Origin of the sequence: Rhizobium cauense, from assembly GCF_019511525.1 — a bacterium.
Lineage (GTDB): Bacteria > Pseudomonadota > Alphaproteobacteria > Rhizobiales > Rhizobiaceae > Rhizobium > Rhizobium cauense.
In genome coordinates this window covers 48,721-65,655 of the sequence record NZ_JAEUAT010000009.1, presented here as the reverse complement: position 1 = coordinate 65,655, position 16,935 = coordinate 48,721, and the positions used below count along the sequence as shown (strand labels likewise).

Here is a 16,935-nt window from a genome sequence, read left to right as displayed (position 1 = left end):
ACGGGTGCCCTTGTTTTCAAGAATGACGGCAAGCGCCGCCCAAGTTCGACGGTTGGTCGTTACTGGATGACCTGGATCACCTTCCGGGTAGAAGGTTCCACAATCACGCGCTGGTCGTTGACGATAGCGTAGGCGTAGCCTGTCTCGTCAGGGATAGGCGTGACGACAACGGTGTCGGGAAGCGGCTGGCCGACGACGATCTTCTCCTTGACCACAATGCGTTCCTTGGGGGCCGGAGCCTTCTGCACAAAGGTGATCACCTTTTCGGGTGCCATCGCCGACTGTGCGAAGGCTACGCTCGATGCCATGACGACCACGGCTGCGAGACCTACTGTTCGAAGTTTCATGATGTTTTTCCTCCTTTTGAGCGGAATGTTCCGCCGGTCGTGCAAACATCGATGACCGAGTAGTGTTCCAGACCCCAGACCTCAGTCCGGGGTCCGCAGGACCTTAGTCGCAAAGCCCCTAGACCCCTGGTTTGTCGGGATGGAAAGCAGCTCAACATTAGGTCGTGGACGGTCTCAAAACCCACGATCCTCGCCGCGAACGAAATCGCTTTGTCTCGATCTTGAGCCCTTGCGACGGCCGGACCGCGCGAAGCCCGCGCGGCCCTCATTCGTGCAGCCGAAGAACATATCCTGGGGATCGTCCGCGCCTAGGACCTAAGTCCCGCCCTGTGAACCAAATCGGCCTTCCGCTGTTTTCTTGGCATCACAAGGAGCTTGCCATGACCTTCGAACTGGAATTCCTCGCCCACGATCAGCTCGCCAGTGTACAAGAAGCCATGTCTGCCGAACCGGAGCTGGAAGCCTCGGCCATCGCGGTAAGTATGGTTGGGCGAAACATTCTTCTCCAAGGCTACGTCACGGATTACGGCGATCGTGAAAAGGCGACTGCCATCGCTGCGATGATTGCCGGCCCCGAGAACGTACATGACAGGCTGCGAGACGTCGAAGAGGTGGCATTCGCCTCACTGGTGCTGGAACTATCGCTGCCGGAAGGCCGAGCTCATTGAGGTGATGCCTTTGTCCGGCCCTTCGGCACAATCGAGGAATCGAGCACGTCCGATAAAGCCCGCCTCCTTTTGTCGTCGCCATGGATCGCATGTAAAACAGGCCCGAGATGGCTACGCAAAGCTGGCACAGCACACAGTTGATGCCGACCCTGAGGCCGAGCTGACAATTGCCGCGACAGACACCGAGCAGGCGTTCACCGATCTTGTGACAAGCGGCTATTCGGGATTTCGTGTTGATGCCGATTATCCTAGTGCTCTTGCGAATATGCTTTGGAGTTGTGTTCGTTTCCGGCGGCGGTTGGCGGCGGCGACATTCTCGCAGTGTCACTGAAACATTGGCTCGATTGTGTTTCTTTGCAGACTTTTCCATCCCAAATCGCCTCTTCGGACGACGACCGCTCATTTCTCAATGAGTTGCGGGGCGTGCAGTCGGCGGCCATCCGCACGGCTCATGCGAAGGCAGACGCTTGCTACGGCACGCGACTGAAAAAGATGGTCTGCGCGATCATGATGGCCTGCTCGACCGCGTGGCGGCCCGATGGCGGAGGTCAACGTCGCGTCGGCCTTGGTGGAACTGGCTGATCACCATGTCCTCGCGCTGATCGCAAACCGCAAAATAAAAGTCGAGTTAACACACGTCCAAAGAAATGACGCCCGGCGTTGCACGACGTGGCGTCTCCCCTTGCCCGCTTTTTGCTGTCATGGCCTTTTCTCGAATGGCGCCGCAACCGCTTGCGCAATGGATCGAGCGGTTGCCAATTCAACGTCCAACATGCTCCGGCCCTTGAGATCGACGTCATAGTTCGCGGCCCAGACCACGACATTATCGTCTGTGCGGACCAAACGAGCGACGGTCCGCATGTCATCGCCAATCCGGCGGATCGTTCCTTCCATGACGTAGGCGCCTCTCGGCCCATTGTCGGCACCAAGTGCGCTCTTTCCTGTCAATACCACGATTTCCTTGTAATTAGCGAGTTGGACGACGATTTCTGATGTCACCCCACTCAAAACGTCTTCAGGGACCTCGTTTTGCCCCCCAGTCGTGAACGACTGAACGTATATGGTCGGTCGTTCAATTGTGACCGGCGTCAGTAGCGCAGGATTCTCTCGCTCGGCGACCCTGGAGAAAATCACGGCGGCGATCACAACCGACAGCGCCCCGGCAAAAATCCAGCGAAGCAGCCGGTCTTCGCGTCTCGGCGAGTTCGCTTCACTGCCGTCCATGATGGGAGAGTTTGAGGCATCTTGGCACCCCTTTGTCTCCTGCCCGCTTCCGTTGAATTGAACGGCATGCGGGGAGACAAACGATGGCACGTATCCGCCGCTAGGAATTGTGATCAAGATGCGATCCTTTGATCCGGCCAGAAGGTAGTAGCGCTCCAGCGCGGCACGCAACTGCCGCGCACTAATGCGAACGCCACGGGTCATTCTGCGCGTCGAATTCAGGTCCTCTTCCAAAGACATCCTGTGCGATTGTGAAAGCTTTGAGGCGCTCTTGCCGTCCCAACAGGGTTTCGTCCACGATGAAGCGAAAGAACCGGCGTCCGCGCTCGGGAAGGATGAACTCGTCGCTTGAAAGAATTCGTTCGAGCTGTTCCCGCACGGCATCGTCGGATAGATGTTCCGCACGCACGCTTGCAGTTTGATTTCTCACCGGTCCGCCCTTCCGACAAGTACACAACCAAAGGCAAAGGTATAACCCTCAAGGTACCCGCGTAACGATAGAAAGCAAGCCTGGACTTCAATGGCTCCCTAAAGTAGACGGCACGAAACATCCCTTGCCGCACAGTCGGAGTAGATAATACCGTAACTTACTTCACCCTCACTCACCCGCTGGTATCATGCATTGAGGAGGACAAGTCGTTGAGCAACAATCACGAAGAGGGCCATAGTCGCGGGACCGCTCAATCTGGTCTTCGACGCCTGATGCTCAAGCTACCAGCACTGCGCCAACAGCTAGCGGTTATGGCCTCGTCCTCCTGGCCAATGTCTCGCGAACTGTTCGAGGCATATGATGAGGCGTGCATCGCGCTTGATTTTTTTCGACGGGGTGAAGGTAATGAGGCACTCATTGAAGAATACGAAGCGACATGCGCGGCCCTCGAAGCAGATATTGTCCGAGTGACGGAAGAGGGATGGCGACCACCCGTGTGAGGACCAAGGATGACGCAGATGCTGCTTGAAGATCTATACCGCCTGATGAAGACAGGCCACGTCCAGGCCCAGGGCATAGTCGACACGATGACACAGCCTGTCGTTGTCATCGACCAGAATTTCTGTGTAACCACTGCCAACAACGCGTTTATCAGGGCATTCAAGGTAAATCGCGACGACATCATCGCACAGGACTTCTTCGGACTCGGCAACGGGCAATGGGACATTCCTGAGCTGCGGCAGTTGATCTCGACAATCATACCGCGAGCGGCCGCCGTCATCGGTTTCGAGGTGAGGCACGACTTCCCCACGATCGGGCAACGCACTTTCCTGGTTGACGCCCGCCGCCTACTGCATCCAGACGACAACAGTCCCAACATCCTGGTCATCTTCGACGACGTAACAGAACGCCGGCGCCATGATGCCGAAATGGATTTCATCGTCGCGGAGATGCGCCACCGGATGAAAAACATGGCAGCGGTCGTCCGGGCTGTGGTGATGAACACCCGCGCCGACGAGCCCGCAGTGGCGGATTTCAAGGAGGCACTTATCGGAAGGTTGGACGTCACCTTCAAGGCGCAGGATATCGCCGCGCGCGCCGAATCGGTTGATTTCGAATTCCTCGTAACGCAGGCGGTGGGCGCCACCGTGTCGGAACGTCTGGAGTGTTCTGGCCCGGCCGCAGAGATGCCGAGCACAAAGGTGCCTCCAGTGAGCATGATGTTCCATGAGCTTGCGACGAATGCGATCAAGCATGGTGCCATTTCCACCCCCGTTGGGCGCATTCGCGTGAGCTGGGATGTGGTGTCCGGACCGAACGGAAGAAAGCTGGTCGTTTGCCAATGGCGCGAGGAAGGCGGCCCTTCGGTTTCCCCTCCTAAGCGGAAGGGATACGGAACCGAGCTGATTGAAGGTCTCGCAGCGCATGTGGCCGCATCGGTGGAACTGGAGTACCACTCTCAGGGCTTCGTTGCCGTGATGAAGATCCCGGTATGAAAAAGAGTGAGCGATTCCGATCAATACAAATGCGCAGGGCGACCATAGTCCTTGTCGTGGGGGACGCGTACTTCATCGCGGTGCCCTGGTAAGAATGTTTCTCCCCTTATGTCGTCCGCTGGCTAACTATGTGAGCATGCAGACCCAATCGTTCGTTCAACCAATACATGGCCGGTTCGTTGTCGAAAGCCAATACAAGGAAGATATGACGCGGTTCTGTCAGATCGTGACATCGTTCAGTGGCTCCGCGACTGAACTGAAGTGGCACTTCAGCGACCGGCTATCCATTTCCCCCTTTCATTACATGCCGCGAACACCCATCTATATGAAGGCGGAACGAATACTCGATGCGTCGATAGTGAACCCCACGAGATTGGAGTGCGGCCATGTTGGTACACCGATGGGAAACGCCTCTCGTGCTGGGAGACGATAGTATTCGTATTGTCGTCGGCTCCCCGGAGGAGGCTTTGACCTGGCTCATCCATGAACCGAACCAGAGTACGATCAAATGGCGACGCGCATGGGAGGCGTGCCGAGCGGTGGTTGAGGGTCGGATGAAAACGGAAGACGCCAAGTCCGCCGTGCGGCTCGCGGCAGGGGCGCGCTAAGTCATGATGCACCTGCTGGCTGGCATGAGCGCCGCCATCTCCTGATTAGGCTTCGAACCAAACTCGCAAATCGGCGGTCGCCTTGACGAGAGGGTCAGGACGCCGCCGTCCTCGTTTGGCTTTTTCAATCGGACGATCCGTCGGGCGGGTAGCTCCGTCTTTACAGGCCGTCCCACGTGCGTCGGGATCGGCGAAACTAGCGGCCTTATCCATGAGCCCGAACCGTTCGGTGAAATCATGTCCTTCACCAAGACGCTGTCTGCGATCGCACGCCATCAGCCGCCGATGAAGTCAGCCATCTCGACATTGTAGAACGTCTTCGTGCGTGGGCCGGAAAGGATCGGGTCGATGCGCCGGACGCATTCCCTGTAGTGCTCGGTCTTGCGATGCTCGTCCAGCGCCTCGGACGACTGAAACACTTCGTAGATAACGAAACTGTGCTCGTCCTCAGGATTGCGCAGGACATCGAAGCGAAGGTTTCCCGGCTCCTGCCGCGTGCCTTCGTAATTGATGCGGAAGGCTTCAAGAAACTCCGCGGCATGTCCCGGTTTGACGTTGATGCTGACCATTTGGATAAGCATGGCGTATTCCCTGTTGTTGAGTATGCGCTACCGCGCCGTTGAATGACGAAATCAGAGACCCGGGGCTTTCCACATCGCGGTGGTGACCCCTTCGTCGACGAGCTGTCGCTGCAAAGCATAGGCGCGCGCCCAGCGGTCGCCTGCCTCGTCGTAGATCGCCTTGTGATCGAAGTTTGGTTCGAAGCTCTTGTCCCAGCGAACCCAGCTTCCCGCCAGCTCGACGAAATCGCGGCGGATGCCGACGCCGACCGCTGCTGCGGCGGCGCAGCCAAGCGCGGTCGCTTCCTTCACAACCGGCGTTACGACCGGAAGGCCGGTGGCGCTCGAAAGGATCTGCGCCCAATGGGCGGATTTCGATGCGCCGGCGGCGAACACGATCCTGTCCGGCGTCTTCCCGGAAAGCGTGAAGATGGCTGCGAGATTGCGGGCGGCTACGATCGCGGCGTTTTCCTGCAATGCTCGGAAGATCGCCGCCTTTCCGGATTTTTCCGGATCGATCGAAAGGTTCAGGAGCGACGGCGCTGCGTGGTACCAGTTACCGTAGTGCATGACGTCGGAAAAGACCGGGATAATACCGTAGGCCCCGGCGGGCACGGCGGCGGCCTTCTCTTCCAGCAGCCGGTACGCATCTCCGCCCTGCCCTGCAGCAGCCAGCTCCTCCGCGCCGAAACTATCGCGGAACCAGCGCATGACGACGCCGACGAAGAAACTGATTGCTTCCGCCTGATTGAGGCCGGCTACAACATGCGGATTGATTCGCAGGTCCATTGACGGGTCGGAAACGGAGGGATCGACATTGACCACCTGCTGCCAGAACGTGCCGCCGAGCACGGCGCAATCCCCCTCGTTAACGACACCGATGGCCGCCGCCCCGATCTGGCAATCGCCACCGCCCATGACGACAGGCGTACCAGCGGCAAGGCCAGTCACGGCTGCTGCATTGTCGGTGACATGACCGATGACGGTGCCAGGCTCAACACTCTCAGGAAAAATATCGTCGCGCATGCCGGCCTGGCGCATGGCCTCCGGCATCCAGTCACGCTTCGCCAGACTGTAAAGCCCGGTTGTGCCGGCATTGGATGGATCGCTGGCGATAACGCCGGAAAGACGTGCCAAAACCCAGTCGGACAGCATGCTAATCCGGTGCATACGGGCGTAGACATCAGGAAGATTGCGCTTCAACCAGAGCAGACGCGGCAGCGCGCCAAGTGCGAAGGTTTGGCCCGTGGCGGCGTAGAGATCCCGTTCAAGATCGGCAAAGTCGCGCTTGAGGTCACGCACTTCGCTGTTCGCCCGACTGTCGACATTGGCGCAGGCCCAGATTTCCCTGCCGCTGTGGTCGTAGACAACAATCGCCTCGCGCATGCTCGTGGCACTGACTGCACGGATATCGGATGACGCGATCCCGGCATCGGCAATGGCCTTGCGAATGGCGCGTGAGAGAAGAAACCAGTTCTCTTCGACATCGAAATCCATCGAGCCTACGAAACGCGGATCGGCCTTGTGCCACCATTCTTGCTGGGCGCTGGCGATCTGGTTGCCGTTTTCATCGAAGATGACCGCGCGGCCGCTGCCCGTGCCGGCATCGACGGCCAGCAGATAGGAAATGCTCATGTCGTCTCAATCCTCGATTTCGATAAGACCGGCGGCGGTCATTTCGTCGGTAATGAGGATTCCGACGAACTTGCCGCGCAATGCCGCATGGATGGCATGGACCTTTTGCGGTCCGCCGGCCGCCGCTACGACCTTCTCTGCCCGCGAAAGGGCGGCGAGCTTTACGCCGATAACGCGATCGTGAAGGGGTAGGTTGAGCGTTTCACCACGCTCGTTGTAGAACTGGCAGAGGATGTCGCCAACTGCACCCTTGCGCCGCAGCGGCTCCACCTCGTCAGGACCAACGTAACCTGAACGGACCACGGTTGAGTTTGCCGAAAGCTCGCCGATGCCGACCAACTGATAGGTCGCATTCAGCGCCATATCGAGCAAATTGGCGACTGCGGGCTCGGAAGAGAGATTGCTTGCGACCTCGGGGTCGCGAACGACGAGCGGCGCGGGGACCAGATGAACGCCGCTGCCCCAGTTCGCCGTTCGCATCCCGTCCACGTAGGTGCCGACACCTCCCGTGAGGCTTACCAGACTGATGTTGCGCTCATTGGCGAGATGACCAAGCCGCTGGATCGTGTTCGAAACGGTGGCGCCCCACCCCACCGCCAGCAGATCATTCGGCTGTAGGCGCTGCATGAGGAATTGCGCGGCCGCCTGACCAAGACGATCACTTGCATCCTGATCGCGCAATTGCGGCACCACATATGCTTCCAGTAGGCCGTAGCGCTCCTTGATCCGCCGTTCCAGCGCCAGGCAGCCCTGGTAGCGCGAATTGATGCGCACCTGGATTATCCCAGACCGTCGGCCGCTTTCCAACATCCGCGACACCTTGATGCGCGACATGTTGAGCTTTTCGCCGATCTCGTTCTGCGTGAGCCCGTCGTTGTAGTAGTACCAGGCAATACGCGTGAGGATCTCCTCATCTGTATCGGCGTAGCTCCATTCCCCGTTATCCGACGCCATGCATGCGGCTCCCTCGGTCAATTTCTGATCATTTGGATATCAAAAAAACTTTTGATACGTCAACGTGAAAGCTGGCGAAAAATTTCTTCCAAGCTTCAATTCGTTGAAATTTACCATCAATTCCTATGTTGCAGCGCGATATCTTGCCGCCAGTCTTCCTTGTATCCAACTGGGTATATTGACGCCCAAAAGTGAATGTGATCACATGATTGCAGTGAATTACATATGAACAGGTGAGGAATGACTGGCAAGCCTGCGACCGGGAGGGTCGCGAAGCTGACGGACATCTGGAAATCCTACGGTGCCGTTCCGGTGCTCAAGGGTGTTTCACTGGCCTTGCAGGCAGGGGAAGTTCATGCGCTCCTCGGCGGCAACGGCGCGGGCAAATCGAGCCTGATGAAGATCATGTCCGGTGTTATCGGAGCCAACTCAGGTTCGATCGAGATCAACGGCCGGCAGCTTTCGCGTGCCTCGCCGGCGCTTGCCCAGCAGCTGGGTCTCTATCTGGTCCCGCAGGAAGCCCATATCCTGCCGAACCAGAGCGTTCTGGAAAACATTTGCCTTGGCCTCGCCGCGTCGCCGCGCTCGCTTCGTCCTCGGGTTGAGCAGCTCGTACGCGAGCTATCGGTTTCGCTCGATCTCAATGCCCAGGCAGCCGCGCTTGAGATTGCCGATCGGCAGATCGTCGAAATCCTGCGTGGTCTTGTTCGTGACGCGCGCGTGCTGATTCTCGATGAGCCGACCTCGGCGCTTACCCCTTTCGAAACCAGCGCGCTCTTCGAACGCGTGCGCAAGCTGCAGGCGCAGGGCGTCGGGATTTTCTTCATCTCACACAAACTGCGCGAAATCCGCGAAATCTGCGGCACGATCAGCGTGTTGCGAGACGGTGTTATCGTATTGTCGGGGCCTCTCGACGCCTATAGCGATGCCGAGATCGTCGAGGCAATGAGCCGCATACAGATCACAGACAACGGCTCCATCCGCACGCGCCACAAGCGTTGCGAGATTGGCGAGGCGCGGCTCAGTGTACACGGACTGAGCGGAGAGGGTTTCCGGGATATCAGTCTCGTCGTCCGCGCCGGCGAGATCGTGGGGCTCGCCGGTGTCGTCGGTGCAGGCCGCACGGAGTTCGCCGAAACACTCTTCGGTCTGCGACGTCAGACATCTGGACGGGTCTTGTTGGAGGGTAAAGAGTTCGCAAAACGGACTCCGCGCGGCTGTGTCGATCGCGGCCTTGTCTATCTCCCGGAAGATCGGCAGCAACATGGCCTCTTCCTGGAGGCGCCGCTATTTTGGAACGTCTCATCATATCTCTTGCATCGCCTCCCCTTCTTTCTGCGGCCGGGCGTCGAGCGAAAAATCTTCGAAGAGTTTCGATCGAGCATGAGCATCAAGTGCACCGGCCCCGGTCAGGAGGCGCGCGGTCTTTCCGGTGGCAACCAGCAGAAGGTCCTGCTCGCCAAATGCCTATCGGCGCGGCCTAAGGTGCTGATCCTTGATGAACCCACCCGCGGTGTCGATGTCGCTGCCCGCAACGATATTTACGCACTTGTCAGGAGGCTCGCCGCCGACGGTGTTGCAATCGTTCTCATCTCATCGGATTTCGACGAGATTATCGAACTTGCGGACCGCGTTCAGGTAATGGCTTTTGGCCGGTCGGGCGGTGAGTTGAACGAACATATATCGGTCGATGCGATCGCCCGCCTCGCCTTCGGTGCCACGGAGGCCCCTCATGCTTGATCTTTTTGCCCGCAATCGCGTCGCAACCCTCTTGATCGTGCTCGCCGTCGCCTATGTTGCGATCGGCGCGTCCGCTCCAGGCTATCTCTCCGGTGCGACGGCTGCAGTCGTCATCTCCAGCAGCCTTGTATTGATGCTGATCTCGCTCGGTACCATGATCGTCATCGTGACGCGCAGCATCGATGTCTCGAGCGGCTCGGTTCTCGGCCTTAGCGCAGCTGTTCTCGGCCTTTCACTCAATGCTGGTGCCAGTCTGCCGCTTGCCATAGCCTTCTGCCTCATGACCGGCGCTGTGGCCGGCGCGTTCAATGGTCTGATGATTGCCTATCTCGGCATACCCTCGATTGTCGCCACGCTCGGCACACTCGGCCTTTATCGCGGCATTATGCTGGTCCTGACAGGCGGCCGCTGGATCGAAGATTTGCCACAGGGCCTTAAGGCGCTTGCAGCCAATCTCGGCCTCGGCTTCTCTGCCCTTACCGTTGTCGTCTTCGTCCTCGTTGTGCTCGCCTGGTACGTGCTGCGTGGAACACGCTTCGGCCGGTACTTCTATGCGGTTGGCGACAACAGTGCCGCCGCACACCATCTCGGCGCGCCGGCAAAGCTTGTCCGGTTCTCGGCCTTCGTTGCAACCGGAACCTGCGCGGCGCTGGCCGGGCTCGTCTTTTCCGCCCAGATTGGCTTCATCCCCAATCAGGCGGGCAACGGTATCGAACTGAAGGCGATAGCCGTGAACGTGCTCGGTGGCGTCAGTCTTCTCGGCGGAACGGGGTCAGTCGCCGGCGTCTTTGCGGCCGTCATTTTCATCACTTCGATCGACAGCGCCCTCGTGTTTCTCAAGATACCGGCCTACTGGAACGACTTCATCGCCGGAGCGATCCTGTTGAGCGTGCTGCTTCTCGACGGTCGCATCCGCCAGGTCGTCGATCGTCGCATTCGCGCCCGTCGCTATGCCGTGCACGAGCGCCAGCCAGCCAGCAACGTGGCGACAAGCTTTCCCCGCACCCTGGAGGCACGCCAATGAAAAAGCTGATCTTCCGCTGGGAGACTGCACTTCTAGCCATGCTCGTGGCCGAACTCATCATCTTCGGCATCGTCAATCCGCGCTTCCTCGATGTCGCGAACCTGATCTACGGCACGTCGGATTTCGTTCAGATCGGCATCGTGGCCTTGCCATTGACCCTCGTCATCATTGCAGGTGGCATCGATGTTTCCTTCGCCTCCGTCATCGGCCTTGCCGCGATCGTGTTCGGTGTAGCCACCTTCTATGCAGTACCGCTGCCGCTTTCGCTGCTGCTGGCCTTGATCACAGGCGCGCTTTGCGGACTGCTGAACGCCTCCGTCATCTATCTCTCGAAGATCCAGCCGCTCGTCGTCACACTCGGCAGCCTCTATCTCTTCCAGGGAACCGCGACTGTCGCATCAGGGATTGTCGGTGCCGGCGGTTATGAGGGGATTGGGAATTTCCCCGAAGCATTCAACGCTTTCGGATATGCGAAATTTCTTGGCCTGCCGGCTCCGCTTGCGCTCTTCCTTGGCCTTTCCGCCGTCCTCGTCGTGCTTTTGCACTTCACACGGTTCGGCCGCGCCGTATTCCTGTCCGGCCAGTCGGAAAGTGCTGCCCGTTTTGCCGGAATCCCAGTCGAACGAGTGCAGACTATAACTTACGTCGTCACGGGCATCTCGGCAGCCATCGCCGGCCTCGTCATGTCCGCCTATTTCGGATCGGCCCGCGTCGATCTCGGTTCGGCAACGCTCCTGCCGGCAGTTACCGCCGCAGTGCTCGGTGGTGCTTCCATCTACGGCGGCCAGGGCTCCATTCTCGGCACGCTGCTTGCCACGTTCGTCATCGGTTACCTGCAGCAAGGACTGCAGGCCACTGGTGTCCCAAGCCAGATTTCCAGCGCACTTTCGGGAGGATTGCTGGTTATCGCGGTCGCATTGCGCCACGGAAGCGCAATGCTGGCCGATGTCATCGCCGTTGCCCGGCAACAGAGACACAACCGGGTGACAGTTATTTCAGGAGGAGAATGAGAATGATCAAGACCATCATGAAATCCGGCGCCGTTGCCGCATCCCTTTTCGCCGGCACCATGCTGACGGGTGCTGCGCACGCCGAAAACCAGATTGCCTTCATCCCGAAGCTGGTGGGTGTGGGATTCTTCACATCGGGCGGCGCTGGCGCCGTCAAGGCAGGCGAGGAAGTGGGCGCCAAGGTAACCTATGACGGCCCGACGGAACCGAGCGTTTCCGCTCAGGTACAGTTCATCAACAACTTCGTCAACCAGGGTTACAACGCAATCGTCGTCTCCTCCGTTTCTCCGGATGGACTTTGCCCGGCGCTGAAGCGCGCCATGGAGCGTGGCGTTCTCGTCATGACCTGGGACAGTGATGTCAATCCGGATTGCCGCAGCTACTACATCAACCAGGGCACTCCGGAACAGCTCGGCGGCCTGTTGGTCGACATGGCATCCAAGGGCGTGACGAAGGAAAAGGCAAAGGTTGCCTTCTTCTATTCGAGCCCGACCGTCACCGACCAGAACGCGTGGGCCGAGGCCGCAAAGGCAAAGATCGCCAAGGAGCATCCGGGCTGGGAAATCGTCACCACGCAGTATGGCTACAACGATGCCCAGAAGTCGCTGCAGACGGCCGAAAGCATCCTGCAGACCTATCCGGACCTCGACGCAATCATCGCACCGGATGCCAACGCCCTGCCGGCGGCAGCTCAGGCAGCAGAGAACCTGAAGCGCGCCGATGGCGTGACCATCGTCGGCTTCTCGACGCCGAATGTCATGCGCCCTTATATCGAGCGCGGCACCATCCAGCGTTTCGGCCTCTGGGATGTCACGCAGCAAGGCAAAATCTCGGTCTTCGTTGCCGATCATGTCCTCAAGAACGGCCCGATGAAGGTCGGCGACAAGCTCGACATACCCGGCATCGGGACCGTCGAGGTTTCGGCCAACAAGGTGCAGGGTTATGACTACGAGGCCGATGGCAACGGCATCGTCCTGCTGCCGGAGCGCACTGTTTTCACCAAGGACAATATCGGCAACTTCAATTTCTGATCAGACGCGGAAGGCGGGCGGCCAGGGCTGCCCGCCGATATCAATGAGCGAACAGGACAATTCATATGAAAAGCCGTTGGAACGATGAAGACGCAGCCCGTTACGTCGAGACCGCCCGTGCCGCGGGGCAAAGCGACGCGCTCGGTCTTCGCATCTACACATCCCGCATCATCGGCGGCGATCCGGACCTCGTTCTACACGGCGGCGGCAACACATCCGTCAAGGTGACCTCCTCAGACGGCGAAGAATTCATGCATATCAAAGGCAGCGGCTGGGATCTCGATACGATCGAGGCGCCGGGGTTGCCTGCAGTGCGCCTGGCGCAGCTGCTTGCTGCGCGAAACGGGCCGAAGCTTTCCGACCCGCACATGGTGGCGCTCCTGCGCGAAAGCCTACTCGAAAAGGACGCGCCCAATCCGTCTGTCGAAGCGCTCCTGCACGCTTTCCTTCCCTTCGCCTACGTCGATCACAGCCACGCCACGGCGATCCTCGCTTTGGCGGACCAGCCCGACATGCGCGAGACGGTCAAGCGCATCTACGGCGATCGCCTCGCCTATGTACCCTATGTAATGCCGGGCTTTGATCTCTCGATCGAAGCCGATCGCGTCTTTCAAGACCATCGCGGTTGCGAGGGCCTATGGCTGGAAAACCACGGTCTCTTCACCTTCGCTGACGACGCCCGGACATCCTATGAGTTGATGATCGAGTTCGTGACAATGGCCGAAAACGAACTCGCCCGCGCCGGCGTCGAACTCTCCGGCCCGCAGGCCAGCGACGGCCCGAAGAACACCGGACTGGCTACTCGGCTCGAAAAAGCCTGCACGAAACCCGGTTCACCTTTTGCTGGCGGTGTGGCGCTCGACTATCGCTCTACCGCGGCAATCCGCACTCACGCATCAAAGCCTGATGTGGAAGCAATCAGCATGCGCGGCACGGTTACGCCTGATCATGTGATCCGCATCAAGCCGTGGCCGATGATCATCGAGGCCGATGCGGACGAAGCGGAGATCGAAAGCGCACTCGCTACCTATGGAGACCGCTACCGGGCCTATTTCGAACGAAACGCAGCCCGCGCCAGCGAACCGAAACGCATCCTGGACGTCTACCCGCGCGTTGTTCTCGTGCGAGGAGAAGGCATTTTTGCGATCGGCGCGAGCGCCAAGGCCGCAAAAATCGGCGGGGATCTCTGTGAGCAGGCAACCCGCGCAATCAATGCAGCTGAAGCCTACGGTCGGTTTACGCCGATCGGGGAGGCCGACCTGTTCGATATGGAGTACTGGTCGCTTGAGCAGGCCAAGCTCGCAGCGCCCGCAAAATTTCAGTAAGCGTAACTGCTCACAAGATCCAGATCCTTAGCAATCTCCGTCCGGCGCCCGGTCTTCGGGTTCGAAGACTGGAGAGGATCCACGACTAGAGACATTGCGCGGCTGCCTCTCAGCGTGTGGAGCGTGCTGTGGTTAGAAGCAGCTGCGGAGTGATTGCTTTGGTGTGTGGGGATGATCGACCGCCCCGATGGATCAAAGCCGGTGGTGAGCGTATGACAAGACCGCCTCACACTTAATTTGAGAATTATGCTGGATTCTTGCACTTGATGTGAGAACCAGGAGGAATACGTAATCTAAGATGCGCTGGGAATGAGCGTCCCATTCCCCCGGCTGTCGACCAGTCTCTGTTTGCTACAATCCGTATTCGATAAATCGGCAACGCGGCCACCTCCCGATCCCATCCAAGCGTCGTCATGACGTTATCCGCAAGGCCGCGGCCTTAGTCTCGGCTGCCGACAACGCAAGATTGCACACGATTGCCGTTGAACGGCCGCCATGCCGGAAACAAACTCGAGCAATCGCGATGTTCGGTCACCTCATCCGCGCTGCCATTCGAAACTGCCGCGGCGTATTGTCGGTACGTTCCTTGAAGACATGGTAGAAACGCGCGGTGGAGCCGAACCCGCTGTCATGCGCTATCTGTACGATGGGATCGTCTGTCTCGGCCAGCCTCTGCATCGCTCGCGAAAGCCGGAAGCGGGTGAGATATTCCATCACCGAAATTCCGAACACCTCGCGGAACGCCCTGTTTGCAGTCGTCGGATGAACGCGAGCGAGTTTTGCGATCGATTGCAGTGTCAACGCTTCGCCATAGAGCCTGGTGATCAGTTCGGTAAGGGTCTGAGCATGCCGGATACTCGGGCTGGTCGACGCCGCCGCAACGCTGCGCCGCACCTCGCTGTCGGCATGATCTAAGATCAGCCGCCGCACGCAAACTGCGACCTCATCGATCACCAACTGCCGACGTGACGGATCGCCCAAACTCCATTCTTGGACCCATCGCGTTCCTGAAACAGAAACGCCCTGCGACGGGCTCGCTTGATGAATGAATGCCCCCTGCAAGACATCCTGCCTCGCCGTGATATCGATAGGAAGAGCCAGGAAATCAACAAGCGGCAAATAGATGCAGATCAAGGGAGAATCCGGCGTGACCAGGATTGTCTGATGAGGGATCGCAGCCCAGAACAGCACGAGGCGGCCTGCCTCCACGTGTTCCTGCTTCCCATTGAAGAGATAGGTCATCGTCCCTGCAATAAGCAGATTGATCTCGATGTGATCGTGCCAATGCGCGGACGTCATCGTATCCGCCACATGCTGTTCGACTAGGAAGGCTCGCGGCGACGCAACCCATTGCCCCGACGCGCTCGTCTCCTCCACTTTCATAGATCGATGCTCCGATTCAAGAATAATTTCTTCTATAGCAGGAAGAAAATCCCGATTGGAATGAGGCATGACAAGGTTCATCAATCAGAGGAGAACCACATGCCCAAAATTTGCCTTGTTGGAGCCGGAAGCACAGTCTTTGCCCAGAACATCCTCGGCGATGTCCTGTCGACCCCATCCGATCAAGACTACGTCATCACCCTGTTCGACATCGATCCCGAGCGTCTGAAGACGTCAGAGATCGTTGCGCGACGCATATGCGAGGCGCTGAAGCTCAGTTCGGTGCGCATTGCAGCGACACTCGATCGTCGGCAGGCGTTGAAGGGATCGGATTTCGTGATCCTCATGATGCAAGTCGGCGGCTACAAGCCGGCGACCGTCACGGATTTCGACGTTCCAAAGAGATATGGCCTGCGACAGACGATTGCCGACACGCTCGGCATCGGCGGCATCTTCCGCGGCCTGCGAACAATCCCTGTCCTGGAAGCAATCTGCCGCGACATGGAGGACGTCTGCCCGAATGCGTTGCTGATGCAATACGTCAACCCGATGGCGATCAACTGCTGGGCGATCAAGGAAATTTCGCCGGCAATTCGTAACGTCGGCTTGTGTCATAGCGTGCAGCACACGGCGGGTCATCTTGCCGACTGCCTTGGCGAGAGCATCGACAATATTAACTACATCTCGGCCGGCATCAACCACATCGCCTTCTTTCTCAAATACGAGAAGATCGGCGCCAATGGCGGCCGTGAAGACCTCTATCCCCGGCTGAAGGCGCTCGGCGGCGAAGGCAATGTTCCGGCCGATGACCGCGTCCGGTTCGACGCGCTGAAACGTCTCGGCTATTTCGTGACCGAATCCAGCGAGCATTTTTCCGAATATACGTCATGGTACATCAAGGACCGCCGGCCGGAACTGGTTGACCAGCTCAACATACCGCTCGATGAATATATCCGCCGATGCGAGGTGCAGATCGCCGAATGGCATGCCCTGCGCCACGATCTCGAAGGCGGCAAACCGATCGACGTCTGCCGAAGCAACGAATATGCAGCCGGCATCATCCACGCCGCGGTGACCGGCAAGCCAGCGCTGATCTATGGCAATGTTCCAAACAACGGCCTGATCGAAAATCTTCCATCGGAATGCATCGTGGAAGTTCCCTGCCACGTCGACCGCAATGGCATCCAGCCCACTCGGATCGGGAAAATCCCGTCCCAGCTCGCAGCCGTCATGCGGTTGAGCATTTCCGTGCAGGAACTCACCGTCGAAGCCGCGCTGACGGGGAAAAGAGACCGGATCTACCAGGCTGCACTTCTCGATCCGCACACATCCGCCGAGCTCTCGCCTGACGAAATCTGGCGCATGGTCGATGATCTGATCGAACAACACGGTGACCTCTTGCCCAAGTATCACTGAACACGCCCTGCCCTCTCATCAGCGGCGCCTTCCAGGAGGCGCCGTTTTTGTTTGCGCCTTCATAAAACGATCAAAAAAGATCAC

Annotated in this window: 14 protein-coding genes and 1 pseudogene; 9 read left to right on the top strand and 6 right to left on the bottom strand. The window is 58.7% G+C overall.

The window, feature by feature from the left end:
• Positions 1–59: 59 nt before the first annotated feature.
• A pseudogene (locus JNB88_RS18030) lies at positions 60–269 on the bottom strand (DUF1236 domain-containing protein); the annotation flags it as partial.
• Positions 270–727: 458 nt separating this feature from the next.
• Here JNB88_RS18030 and JNB88_RS18025 point away from each other — a divergent pair.
• Positions 728–1,015, top strand: a complete 288-nt coding sequence (locus JNB88_RS18025; protein WP_220356631.1) for a BON domain-containing protein — start codon at positions 728–730, stop codon at positions 1,013–1,015.
• Between the two features lie 699 nt (positions 1,016–1,714).
• Here the strand turns inward: JNB88_RS18025 and JNB88_RS18020 are convergent.
• Entirely contained in the window at positions 1,715–2,443 is a 729-nt protein-coding gene (locus JNB88_RS18020) for a hypothetical protein (RefSeq protein ID WP_222858064.1), read from the bottom strand.
• Between the two features lie 744 nt (positions 2,444–3,187).
• Between JNB88_RS18020 and JNB88_RS18015 the strand changes: the two genes are divergently transcribed.
• Positions 3,188–4,165 (top strand): HWE histidine kinase domain-containing protein, encoded by a 978-nt coding sequence (locus JNB88_RS18015; protein ID WP_220356630.1) that lies wholly within the window; start codon positions 3,188–3,190, stop codon positions 4,163–4,165.
• Between the two features lie 386 nt (positions 4,166–4,551).
• Positions 4,552–4,773: a DUF982 domain-containing protein gene (locus tag JNB88_RS18010; RefSeq protein WP_220356629.1), complete on the top strand. Its 222-nt coding sequence runs from the start codon at positions 4,552–4,554 to the stop codon at positions 4,771–4,773.
• A 275-nt stretch (positions 4,774–5,048) separates the two neighbouring features.
• Here JNB88_RS18010 and JNB88_RS18005 read toward each other — a convergent pair whose 3' ends face one another.
• From JNB88_RS18005 to JNB88_RS17995, 3 genes are read right to left on the bottom strand one after another with little or no spacing between them, the layout of a single operon-like run.
• Positions 5,049–5,354, bottom strand: coding sequence for an antibiotic biosynthesis monooxygenase (locus JNB88_RS18005; RefSeq protein WP_220356628.1), 306 nt, complete (start codon positions 5,352–5,354; stop codon positions 5,049–5,051).
• 51 nt (positions 5,355–5,405) lie between these two features.
• Positions 5,406–6,968 carry an autoinducer-2 kinase gene (gene lsrK / locus JNB88_RS18000; protein ID WP_220356627.1) on the bottom strand — a complete coding sequence of 521 codons (1,563 nt, stop codon included), beginning with the start codon at positions 6,966–6,968 and terminating at the stop codon, positions 5,406–5,408.
• Positions 6,969–6,974: 6 nt separating this feature from the next.
• Positions 6,975–7,922, bottom strand: coding sequence for a sugar-binding transcriptional regulator (locus JNB88_RS17995; RefSeq protein WP_220356626.1), 948 nt, complete (start codon positions 7,920–7,922; stop codon positions 6,975–6,977).
• Positions 7,923–8,162: 240 nt separating this feature from the next.
• On the opposite strand from JNB88_RS17995, the gene lsrA reads away from it, so the two are divergent.
• From lsrA to JNB88_RS17970, 5 genes are all read left to right on the top strand, one after another.
• Positions 8,163–9,662, top strand: a complete 1,500-nt coding sequence (gene lsrA, locus JNB88_RS17990) for an autoinducer 2 ABC transporter ATP-binding protein LsrA (protein WP_220356625.1) — start codon at positions 8,163–8,165, stop codon at positions 9,660–9,662.
• Positions 9,655–10,686, top strand: a complete 1,032-nt coding sequence (locus tag JNB88_RS17985; protein WP_220356624.1) for an ABC transporter permease subunit — start codon at positions 9,655–9,657, stop codon at positions 10,684–10,686. The genes lsrA and JNB88_RS17985 overlap by 8 nt, the downstream gene beginning before the upstream one ends.
• Positions 10,683–11,696: an ABC transporter permease subunit gene (locus JNB88_RS17980; protein ID WP_220356623.1), complete on the top strand. Its 1,014-nt coding sequence runs from the start codon at positions 10,683–10,685 to the stop codon at positions 11,694–11,696. The genes JNB88_RS17985 and JNB88_RS17980 overlap by 4 nt, the downstream gene beginning before the upstream one ends.
• 2 nt (positions 11,697–11,698) lie before the next feature.
• Positions 11,699–12,727 carry an autoinducer 2 ABC transporter substrate-binding protein LsrB gene (lsrB, locus tag JNB88_RS17975; RefSeq protein WP_220356622.1) on the top strand — a complete coding sequence of 343 codons (1,029 nt, stop codon included), beginning with the start codon at positions 11,699–11,701 and terminating at the stop codon, positions 12,725–12,727.
• A 65-nt stretch (positions 12,728–12,792) separates the two neighbouring features.
• The gene (locus tag JNB88_RS17970) at positions 12,793–14,052 is read left to right on the top strand and encodes a class II aldolase (protein ID WP_220356621.1); all 1,260 of its coding nucleotides are present in this window, start codon (positions 12,793–12,795) and stop codon (positions 14,050–14,052) included.
• Positions 14,053–14,583: 531 nt separating this feature from the next.
• Here the strand turns inward: JNB88_RS17970 and JNB88_RS17965 are convergent.
• Positions 14,584–15,429 carry a helix-turn-helix domain-containing protein gene (locus JNB88_RS17965; protein WP_220356798.1) on the bottom strand — a complete coding sequence of 282 codons (846 nt, stop codon included), beginning with the start codon at positions 15,427–15,429 and terminating at the stop codon, positions 14,584–14,586.
• Between the two features lie 105 nt (positions 15,430–15,534).
• Here JNB88_RS17965 and melA point away from each other — a divergent pair, with 105 nt between their 5' ends.
• Complete coding sequence (melA, locus tag JNB88_RS17960) at positions 15,535–16,851, top strand: alpha-glucosidase/alpha-galactosidase (protein ID WP_220356620.1); 1,317 nt, start codon at positions 15,535–15,537, stop codon at positions 16,849–16,851.
• The last annotated feature ends 84 nt before the right edge of the window (positions 16,852–16,935 follow it).